The sequence below is a fragment of the Mycobacterium sp. E342 genome (assembly GCF_001667665.1).
Taxonomy (GTDB): domain Bacteria; phylum Actinomycetota; class Actinomycetes; order Mycobacteriales; family Mycobacteriaceae; genus Mycobacterium.
Window position 1 is genome coordinate 21,128 of the sequence record NZ_LZJM01000267.1, and the last position, 9,803, is coordinate 30,930.

Here is a 9,803-nt window from a genome sequence, read left to right on the forward strand (position 1 = left end):
GGGGCCCGTCGCGGCCCTACGATGCGCTCGTGACCAAACTCGCGATCATCTACTATTCGGCCACCGGTCATGGCACGGCGATGGCGCGACGCGTCGCGACCGCGGCCGCGTCTGCCGGCGCGGAAGTGCGCCTGCGGCACGTCGCCGAAACCCGTGACCCGGAATCGTTCGCCCAGAACGCGGCGTGGACCGCGAATTACGAAGCGACCAAGGACCTTCCGGCGGCCACCGGTGAGGACATCGTGTGGGCCGACGCCGTGATCTTCGGTTCACCGACTCGCTTCGGCTCTCCCGCCGCGCAGTTGCGCAACTTCCTCGACTCGCTGGGCGGGCTGTGGGCCGAGGGCAAGCTCGCCGACAAGGTCTATGCGGCGTTCACGTCGTCCAACACCCTGCACGGCGGCCAGGAGACCACGCTGCTGTCGCTCTACATCACGCTGATGCATTTCGGCGGCATCATCGTGCCACCGGGATACACCGACCCGCTGAAGTTCGTCGACGGAAATCCCTACGGGGTGAGCCTGGTCTCCACCCACGACAACATCCACGAGTTCGACGAGGCGACCGGGAATGCCCTGGATCACCTGGCGCGCCGGGTCGTGCTGATGGCCGGCCGCCTCCGCGACACATAAACCACGTACGCGACACGCCGTAAACGGTCGCCGTGGTTTATGTTTCGCGGAGCGCCGGCGGCCGGCCGCCAGACGCTACGCCGTCTCGGTGATCGGCCGGTCGACCCAGCTCATCAGGTCGCGCAGCTTCTTGCCGGTCACCTCGATGGGGTGCTCGGCGTTCTCCTTGCGCAGTTGCTCCAGTTGCTTGTTGCCGCCTTCGACGTTGGCAACCAGCTTCTTGACGAATTCGCCGTTCTGGATGTCGCGCAGGATCTCTCGCATCCGCTCTTTGGTGCCGGCGTCGATGACGCGCGGTCCCGACAGATACCCGCCGAACTCCGCGGTGTCGGACACCGAGTAGTTCATTCGGGCGATGCCGCCCTCGTACATCAGGTCGACGATCAGCTTGAGTTCGTGCAGCACCTCGAAGTAGGCCATCTCCGGCGGGTAGCCGGCCTCCACCATCACGTCGAAACCGGTCTTCACCAATTCCTCGGTGCCACCGCACAACACGGCCTGCTCACCGAACAGATCGGTCTCGGTCTCGTCCTTGAAGGTGGTCTTGATGACGCCGGCCCGGGTGCCTCCGATGGCCTTGGCGTAGGACAGGGCCAGCGCCTCACCCTTGCCGGTCGGGTCCTGGTCCACCGCGATCAGGCAGGGCACGCCCTTGCCGTCGACGAACTGGCGGCGCACCAGGTGGCCAGGCCCCTTCGGGGCGACCATCGCGACGGTGACATCGGCCGGCGGCTTGATCAGTCCGAAATGGATGTTGAGCCCGTGCCCGAAGAAGAGCGCGTCACCGGGCTTGAGGTTGGGCTCGATGTCGTTCTTGAAGATGTCCGCCTGCGCGGTGTCGGGCGCGAGCAGCATGATGACGTCGGCCCACTTGGCCACCTCGGCGGGGGTGTCGACCTCCAGGCCCTGCTCTTCCACCTTGGCCCGCGACTTCGAACCCTCCTTCAGACCGACGCGCACCTGCACGCCGGAGTCGCGCAGGCTCAGCGAGTGCGCGTGCCCCTGGCTGCCGTATCCGATCACGCCGACCTTGCGGCCCTGGATGATCGACAGGTCTGCATCGTCGTCGTAGAACATTTCTAGTGCCACTGTTGAATATCTCCTTGTGTGTTACTTGGCCGTGGTGATGCCGCGCGGACCGCGGGACAACGACACCACTCCCGATTGAACGATTTCGCGGATCCCGAACGGCTCCAGCACCCGCAGCAGCGCCTCGATCTTGCCGCGGTCACCGGTCGCCTCGATTGTCAGCGCCTCGGGCGAAACGTCAATCACCTTGGCGCGGAACAGGTTCACCGCTTCGATCACCTGGCTGCGGCTACCGGCGTCGGCGCGCACCTTGATCAGCGCCAGCTCGCGCGATACCGCGGCCCCCTCGTCGAGCTCGACGATCTTGATGACGTTGATCAGCTTGTTGAGCTGCTTGGTGATCTGCTCGAGAGGGGTTTCCTCGGCGCTGACCACAATCGTCATGCGCGACATGTCTTTCTGCTCGGTGGCGCCGACAGCCAGCGACTCGATGTTGAAACCGCGCCGGGAGAACAGTGCCGCGACGCGGGCGAGCACACCGGGTTTGTCCTCAACCAGAACCGAGAGCGTGTGCGTGTGCATCAGGCGTGCCCTTCGCTCTCGTCGTCGAACAGCGGGCGGATTCCGCGGGCGGCCTGGATCTCGTCGTTGCTGGTGCCGGCGGCCACCATCGGCCACACCTGCGCGTCCGCGCCGACGATGAAGTCGATCACCACCGGACGGTCGGTGATCGCGCGCGCCTGATTGATCACGTCCTCGACGTCTTCCTCACGCTCGCAACGCAATCCGACGCAACCCAGCGCCTCCGCCAGCTTCACGAAGTCCGGGATGCGATGCGAATGCGTGGCGAGGTCCGTCTGCGAGTACCTCTCCTCGTAGAACAGTGTCTGCCACTGGCGCACCATGCCCAGGTTGCCGTTGTTGATCAGCGCGACCTTGATCGGCACGCCTTCGATCGCGCAGGTGGCCAGCTCCTGGTTGGTCATCTGGAAGCAACCGTCGCCGTCGATGGCCCAGACCTCCGCCTCCGGGCGGGCCATCTTGGCCCCCATGGCCGCCGGGATGGCGAATCCCATGGTGCCCAGCCCGCCGGAGTTGATCCAGGTGCGCGGGTTCTCATACGAAATGAACTGCGCCGCCCACATCTGGTGCTGGCCCACCCCGGCCACGTACACCGCGTCCGGGCCGGCGATCTGACCCAGCTTCTCGATGACGTATTCCGGGCCGAGGCTGCCGTCGCTCTGCGGGCCGTAGCTCAGCGGGTAGGTGGACCGGACACCGTCCAGGTAGGCCCACCATTCGGTCATGTCTGGGATCGCCGCGGTGCCGGAATGCTCGTAGTGCCGCAGCATCGCGATCAGGTCGGTGATGACGGCTTTGACGTCGCCGACGATCGGCACGTCGGCGTGGCGGTTCTTGCCGATCTCGGCCGGGTCGATGTCGGCGTGAATGACCTTGGCCTCCGGCGCGAAGGTGTCCAGTTTCCCGGTTACGCGGTCGTCGAAGCGGGTGCCCAGCGCGATCAGCAGGTCGCTGCGCTGCAGCGCCGCCACCGCGGCGACGGTGCCGTGCATGCCGGGCATGCCCATGTGCTGCCGATGGCTGTCGGGGAACGCGCCGCGCGCCATCAGGGTGGTGACCACCGGGATGCCGGTCAGGTCGGCCAGTTCGCGCAGCTGCTCGGTCGCCTCGCCGCGGATGACGCCGCCGCCGACGTAGAGCACCGGTTTGCGGGCGTCCGCGATCAGCTTGGCGGCCTCGCGGATCTGCCGGTTGTGCGGCTTGGTGTTCGGCTTGTAGCCGGGCAGGTCCATGCGCGGCGGCCAGCTGAACGTGCACTGCCCCTGCAGCACGTCCTTGGGGATGTCGACGAGCACCGCGCCGGGACGCCCCGAGGAGGCGATGTGGAAGGCCTCGGCGATGACCTGGGGGATCTCGTCGCCCGAGCGAACCAGGAAGTTGTGCTTGGTGATCGGCATCGTGATGCCGGAGATGTCGGCTTCCTGGAAGGCGTCGGTGCCGATCAGCGTGCGACCGACCTGGCCGGTGATGGCGACGACGGGCACCGAGTCCATCTGGGCGTCGGCCAGCGGCGTGACCAGGTTGGTGGCGCCGGGGCCGGAGGTCGCCATGCAGACGCCGACCTTGCCGGTGGCGTGCGCGTAGCCGCTGGCCGCGTGGCCAGCGCCCTGCTCGTGGCGAACCAGCACGTGGCGAAGCTTTTTCGAGTCGAACAGCGGGTCGTAGACCGGCAGCACGGCGCCGCCGGGAATGCCGAAGATGACCTCGACCCCGAGCTCCTCGAGTGATCGGATCACCGACTGGGCGCCGGTAAGTTTCTCGGGCCCAACACGTTTCGGCTTTTTGGTGGGGGTGGCGGCGGGGGTTTCCGCCGCGTCGGAGGCGACGTCGGCGGCACGCTGTGGCTGTGTGGCGTGCTGCCTGGTGGGTGCGCTCACTGTCTTTGTTCCTTATTCACTCTGGGAATCTCGCTCGGGGCAACAAAAAACCCCCGACAGCTCATCTGCTGCACGAGGGTTGCGCGTTGGTCTGGATAGCTTCAAATGCCGAGAGGCTAGTCAGGCACCAACGCGCCGACCAATTACTACGAGCATCCCGGGCTGTCCGGCGGTATCCATAACGTCCGACGGTAGCCTTCGCACAGCTCAGCAGTCAAATCCGCTACGGTCGGCCCGCGCGCGGATCCGGTCCCCGCGGCGGGTGAAATGATGGTCGGGTGGCTACCGGTTCGTCTTCCCACACGCCCGTCGTGATCAAGGTCTCCCCGATCGCCCACCTGGCCGTCGGTTTCGTGACCCTCGGGTTGCTGATTCCGGTGATGCTCTGGCCGCCGTCGGCGCCGCTGCTGGTGATCCCGGTGGTGCTCTCGGCGCTGATCGTCCGGTTGCGCACGGTCGCCGACGACAGGGGTGTAACCGTCCGGACGCTGCTGGGCAGCCGGACGGTGGACTGGGATGAGATCGACGGGCTGCGCTTCCACCGGGGTTCGTGGGCCCGAGCGCACCTCAAGAGCGGCGCTGACCTGCGCCTGCCCGCGGTGACTTTCGCGACGCTGCCGCAGCTGACCGAGGCGAGCTCGGGGCGCGTGCCCAACCCCTATGCCTGAGCGTCAGGCGATCGGGTTGACCCCGTTGAGCAGGACCCACACCGCGATGCCGGCCGCAATACCGACCAGCAGGGCGACAAACGACCCGATGAAGGGCCGGTGGGCCCAGCCGCGCCGCGCGTCCAGACCGTAGCGGCCCGGCCCGCACAGGATGACCGCGACCGCCATGACGATCAGGGTGATCTGGTATTCGTGTCCGTCCGGTAGGAAATAGGTGAGGGTGTGCGGATGCGGCCGCGCGGTGATGGTGGCCAGCATGCCGTTGATCAGGAAAGCCAGCGCACCGGCCGCGGCCACCGGGGTGAACAGCCCCAGCACCAGCAGCACCCCGGCGACGAGCTCGCCGCCGGCGCTGACGTAGGCGAGGATGTCGGCGTGCTGGTAGCCGACGTCGGACAGCGAGTTCTTGAACCCACCCACGCCCGAGCCGCCCCACCAGCCGAACAGCTTCTGCAACCCATGGGCGGCCAGCACGACACCGAGGCCGACCCGCAGCACCAGCAAACCCAGATGCTGGGTTCCGCGCCGGCCGACCTCGTGCAGCCGGCCGTGGTGTTCGTCCCCATCGATCTCGGCGGGCTCGGCGGCCGCGTGCCGCGACGACTGCGGCTGCACATAGGGCAGGGGTTCCGGCTGGTCGAGCACGTGGTAACCCGTCGCCCTGGACCCGCCCACGGCGGCGTGGTCGCCCATGTAGGGGATGACGGTTGTGGTTCCGGTCGAGGGGTTGAAGTCGCCGGGGTAACCGACGGGCGTCAGATCGTCTTCTGGGTCGACCACGCGCGCCGTCGCGGGGCGTCCCGGGGCCGGCTCCGGGGATTCGCCGGGCCGCTGCCAATGTCCGTCATTCGATTGACTGGTCACGCGTGTCAGGGTAAGGGCATTTGCCGCTGAATTGGGGATTTGAGCGGCGCTTTCGCCAGGCAATCGGTGGTTTGCCCGCCAAACCGGCCCGGATCGTCCCGAAACGGCCTTTCCCGTGGCTCGGCGGCGTCCGAAGCGGGTGAACTCCGGTCGCCGGACGCGGCCGTCGCCCGCGCGCGAGAAGCGTTCCGATCGCGTCATGTCAGGCGGCCAGGCGCGGGCGTGTGGCGGTGGCGGCCGCCCTGTCCGTAGCCTGTCGGTCATGCGATTAGGGCGCTCGGTTCGGTGCGGCTTTGCCGCGCTGTGCGCGGTGGTGCTGCTCGCGAGCGGGTGCGCACGGTTCAACGACGCCCAGTCGCAGCCCTTCACCACCAACCCGGAACTCAAGCCCCAACCCAGCTCGACGCCTCCCCCGCCGCCGCCGTTGCCGCCCACGCCGTTCCCCAAGGCATGCCCGGCGCCCGGCGTGATGCAGGGCTGCCTGGAGAGCACCAGCGGCCTGATCATGGGGCCCGACAGCAAAACCGCGCTGGTCGCCGAGCGCACCACCGGCGCCGTCAAGGAGATCTCGGTCAGCGCCGAGCCGAAGGTGAAGACCGTCATCCCGGTCGACCCGTCCGGTGACGGCGGCTTGATGGACATCGTGCTGTCGCCGACCTACACGCAAGACCGGCTGATGTACGCCTACATCAGCACGCCGACCGACAACCGGGTGATCCGGGTGGCCGACGGCGACATCCCCAAGGACATCCTGACCGGTATCCCCAAAGGCGCCAACGGCAATACCGGAGCGCTGATCTTCACCAGCCCCACCACGCTGGTGGTCATGACGGGCGACGCGGGCAACCCGGCCGCGGCCGCCGACCCCAAGTCGTTGGCGGGCAAGGTCCTTCGCATCGAGCAGCCGACCACCATCGGCCAGGCGCCGCCCACGACGGCGCTGTCGGGCGTCGGCTCCGGCGGCGGCCTGTGCATCGACCCGGTGGACGGCTCCCTCTATGTCGCCGACCGCACGCCGACGGCGGATCGGTTGCAGCGCATCACCAAGACCTCGGAGGTCTCCACGGTGTGGACCTGGCCGGACAAGCCCGGCGTGGCGGGCTGCGCGGCGATGGACGGGACCGTGCTGGTCAACCTGATCAACACCAAACTGACCGTGGCCGTGCGGCTGGCACCGGCGACGGGTGCGGTCACCGGGGAACCGGACGTGGTGCGCAAGGACACCCACGCCCACGCGTGGGCGCTGCGGATGTCGCCGGATGGAAACGTTTGGGGCGCAACGGTCAACAAGACCGCCGGGGACGCGGAGAAGCTCGACGACGTGGTGTTCCCGCTGTTCCCGCAGGGTGGCGGTTTCCCGCGCAACAACGACGACAAGACCTAGGTCTTCTATCTGCTCCAAATGTGCATTTTCACGACGGGTTACCGGCGTGTCGCGTCGTGAAATGCACACTCGCGGTGGGCGAGGGCGATCCGCGCGGCGCCCATCAACTCTGGCCGCAGGCCGCCAGCACCAGTTCGCGCACGCGAGCGGCATCGGCCTGCCCGCGGGTGGCCTTCATCACCGCGCCGACGATCGCCCCGGCCGCGGCCACCTTGCCGCCGCGGATCTTCTCCGCCACATCGGGATTGGCGGCCAGCGCCTCGTCGACCGCGGCCTGGGTCACCGAATCGTCGCGCACCAGTTCCAGGCCGCGCGACGTCATCACCTGCTCGGGTTCGCCCTCGCCGGCCAGCACGCCCTCCACGACCTGACGGGCCAGCTTGTTGGAAAGCTTGCCCTCGTCGACGAGTGCAATCACCGTGGCCACCTGGGCCGGGGTAATGGCCAGTTCGTCCAACCCGATGTTCGCCTCGTTGGCCTTCTGCACCAAGAAGTTTCCCCACCAAGCGCGCGCCTGCTCGCTGGCGGCGCCGTGCTTGACGGTCTCGGTGACCAGTTCCACCGCGCCCGCGTTGACCAGATCGCGCATCACCTCGTCGGAAACGCCCCACTCCTGCTGAATCCTCTTGCGGGTCAGCCACGGCAGCTCCGGGATGGTCTGGCGCAGTTGGTCGACCAGTTCCCGGCTGGGTGCGACAGGCTCCAGGTCGGGTTCGGGGAAATAGCGGTAATCCTGCGCGGTCTCCTTGGCGCGGCCCGGGCTGGTATATCCCGCCTCGTGAAAATGCCTGGTTTCCTGGATGATCCGGCCGCCGGACGCCAGGATGGCGCCCTGCCTCTGCATTTCGTAGCGCACGGCGACCTCGACGCTTTTCAGCGAGTTGACGTTCTTCGTCTCGGTGCGGGTGCCGAACTCGGTGGTTCCGGTCGGCATCAGCGACACGTTGGAATCACAACGCATCGAACCCTGGTCCATCCTGACGTCCGATACGTCCAAGGCGCGCAACAAGTCTCGTAATGCGGTGACGTAGGCACGGGCGATCTGCGGCGCGCGGGCGCCGGCACCGACGATGGGTTTGGTCACGATTTCGATCAGCGGCACTCCGGCGCGGTTGTAGTCGAGCAGCGAGGTCGTCGCGCCGTGGATGCGGCCGGTCTCGCTGCCCAGATGGGTGAGCTTGCCGGTGTCTTCCTCCATGTGCGCGCGCTCGATCTCGACCCGCCAGGTGGTGCCGTCGTCCAACGGTGCTTCGAGGTATCCGTTGATGGCGATCGGCTCGTCGTATTGGGAGATCTGATAGTTCTTGGGCATGTCCGGGTAGAAGTAGTTCTTCCGGGCGAAGCGGCACCACGGCACGATCTCGCAGTTCAGCGCAAGCCCGATCCGGATGGCCGACTCCACCGCCGTGCGGTTGAGCACCGGAAGCGAACCGGGCAAGCCGAGGCACACCGGGCATACCTGGGTGTTGGGTTCGGCGCCGAAGGCGGTGGAGCAGCCGCAGAACATCTTGGTGACGGTCGACAGCTCGACATGCACCTCGAGGCCGAGTACCGGGTCGAAACGCGCGATGACGTCGTCATAGTCCATGAGATCGGCGCTGGCAGCAACACTCATGCCGTCGATCGTAGTGGTGACCGCGAGCGCGGCGCCGCCGGGCGAAGCGGGTCACCCCCATCGGCCCAATGGTGACCGCGAGCGCGGCGCCGCCGGGCGATCTCAGGGCCAGTGCGGCGAGCGCGGCGCCGGCAATCGGTTGCGCGCCCCGCCCCGGCCGGGGAACATGTCGGCCAGCACGGCCGCCATCTCGAGGTAGCTGCGGCGACTTTCCTTGCTGAGCCGGTCCAGCTCGATCTGCTTGCCCTCGTGTATGTGGCGATCGAACGGCAGCACCACCGTCGCGGCGACACGCGCGGACAGCCGCTCCAGTTCCCGGGCGGCCAGCAGGTCCAACTTGGCCGGCTCGACATGGTTGATCGCAAGTACCGCCGACCGCACCAAACTCTGATACCCGTTGTTGCCCAACCAATCCAGGGTGGTGGCGGTCTTCCGTATCGCGTCGATCGAGGTGCTGGTCACCACGACCAGCGCCCGCGCCTCGGGCAGGACCGCTTCCATCGCACCCGAATTGAGCGCCTTGGCGCAGTCCACCAACACCACCGAATAGTGGTTGCGCAAGAGCGAGAACGCCCTGACCACGTCGTGCCGCTCCAGCCGCCAGTCGGTGTGCGCATAGTCGGGCAATCCGAGCACTTCCAGACCGAAGTTGTTCATGTAGGTGTGCGCCCGGACGTCCGCATAGCTCGTGGCCGCCTTGTCGGCGAGCAGCTCGGGCATGCCCAGGGAGTTGGGACGGCCATGCCGCTCCGCCAGGTCGCCGGCGTCGATGTCGACGGCGATGATCCGGTCGTGACGCACGGCGGCGAACGTCGACCCCAGCGCCTCTACCACCGCGGTCTTGCCGACGCCGCCCTTGAGGTTGAGAACGGCAATCGGGAATGCGCCGCCGACGGCCACCCGGATGCGGCGGCGCAAGTCCTCTTTGTATTGCGCGTCTTTGCCGGGGCCAAGGTCGACACCGGTCACGCGGTGGACGACTTCGCGCCAGCTGAACCCGGAGGAGTCCTGGCGCGCCTGCTGGTCAAGCCCATCCAGTGCCGTTCCGCCTGGCAATGGCGCCCGCCGCGGGCGCGAAGGGGCGCGCGATGCCGGGGCGGGGGCAGGACATCGGCCGCGTGGCGCTGGCCGACGCCGTGCGCCAGCTCAAGC

9 protein-coding genes are annotated in these 9,803 nt (G+C 67.6%); 3 read left to right on the plus strand and 6 right to left on the minus strand.

Features of this window, described 5'->3' with window-relative positions; genetic code table 11:
* Window positions 1–29: 29 nt before the first annotated feature.
* Window positions 30–632 (plus strand): NAD(P)H:quinone oxidoreductase, encoded by a 603-nt coding sequence (gene wrbA / locus A5692_RS21505; RefSeq protein ID WP_068059568.1) that lies wholly within the window; start codon window positions 30–32, stop codon window positions 630–632.
* A 75-nt stretch (window positions 633–707) separates the two neighbouring features.
* Here wrbA and ilvC read toward each other — a convergent pair whose 3' ends face one another.
* The 3 genes from ilvC to A5692_RS21520 are packed head-to-tail and all read right to left on the minus strand — an operon-like array spanning window position 708 to window position 4,120.
* Window positions 708–1,709 carry a ketol-acid reductoisomerase gene (gene ilvC / locus A5692_RS21510; RefSeq protein WP_082962971.1) on the minus strand — a complete coding sequence of 334 codons (1,002 nt, stop codon included), beginning with the start codon at window positions 1,707–1,709 and terminating at the stop codon, window positions 708–710.
* A gap of 33 nt (window positions 1,710–1,742) precedes the next feature.
* Window positions 1,743–2,243, minus strand: coding sequence for an acetolactate synthase small subunit (gene ilvN / locus A5692_RS21515; RefSeq protein ID WP_067918895.1), 501 nt, complete (start codon window positions 2,241–2,243; stop codon window positions 1,743–1,745).
* Window positions 2,243–4,120, minus strand: coding sequence for an acetolactate synthase large subunit (locus A5692_RS21520; protein ID WP_068059574.1), 1,878 nt, complete (start codon window positions 4,118–4,120; stop codon window positions 2,243–2,245). Before A5692_RS21520 ends, ilvN begins: the two co-directional genes overlap by 1 nt.
* A gap of 311 nt (window positions 4,121–4,431) precedes the next feature.
* Between A5692_RS21520 and A5692_RS21525 the strand changes: the two genes are divergently transcribed.
* The gene (locus A5692_RS21525; RefSeq protein ID WP_068059577.1) at window positions 4,432–4,788 is read left to right on the plus strand and encodes a PH domain-containing protein; all 357 of its coding nucleotides are present in this window, start codon (window positions 4,432–4,434) and stop codon (window positions 4,786–4,788) included.
* 3 nt (window positions 4,789–4,791) lie between these two features.
* On the opposite strand, the gene A5692_RS21530 is transcribed toward A5692_RS21525, so the two are convergent.
* Entirely contained in the window at window positions 4,792–5,652 is an 861-nt protein-coding gene (locus A5692_RS21530; RefSeq protein ID WP_068059580.1) for a DoxX family protein, read from the minus strand.
* A 262-nt stretch (window positions 5,653–5,914) separates the two neighbouring features.
* Here A5692_RS21530 and A5692_RS21535 point away from each other — a divergent pair, with 262 nt between their 5' ends.
* Entirely contained in the window at window positions 5,915–7,036 is a 1,122-nt protein-coding gene (locus tag A5692_RS21535; RefSeq protein ID WP_068059584.1) for a sorbosone dehydrogenase family protein, read from the plus strand.
* Between the two features lie 103 nt (window positions 7,037–7,139).
* Here the strand turns inward: A5692_RS21535 and gatB are convergent, their stop codons facing one another.
* Window positions 7,140–8,651 carry an Asp-tRNA(Asn)/Glu-tRNA(Gln) amidotransferase subunit GatB gene (gene gatB / locus A5692_RS21540; protein ID WP_068059587.1) on the minus strand — a complete coding sequence of 504 codons (1,512 nt, stop codon included), beginning with the start codon at window positions 8,649–8,651 and terminating at the stop codon, window positions 7,140–7,142.
* Between the two features lie 102 nt (window positions 8,652–8,753).
* Window positions 8,754–9,707, minus strand: coding sequence for a MinD/ParA family protein (locus A5692_RS21545; RefSeq protein ID WP_068059590.1), 954 nt, complete (start codon window positions 9,705–9,707; stop codon window positions 8,754–8,756).
* Window positions 9,708–9,803 lie beyond the last annotated feature (96 nt).

Excerpts from the sequence above, each read along its gene's own strand:
- gatB (WP_068059587.1), bottom strand. The coding sequence starts at position 8,651 with ATGAGTGTTGCTGCCAGCGCCGATCTCATGGACTATGACGACGTCATC.
- A5692_RS21535 (WP_068059584.1), top strand. The coding sequence starts at position 5,915 with ATGCGATTAGGGCGCTCGGTTCGGTGCGGCTTTGCCGCGCTGTGCGCG.
- ilvN (WP_067918895.1), bottom strand. The coding sequence starts at position 2,243 with ATGCACACGCACACGCTCTCGGTTCTGGTTGAGGACAAACCCGGTGTG.
- ilvC (WP_082962971.1), bottom strand. The coding sequence starts at position 1,709 with ATGTTCTACGACGACGATGCAGACCTGTCGATCATCCAGGGCCGCAAG.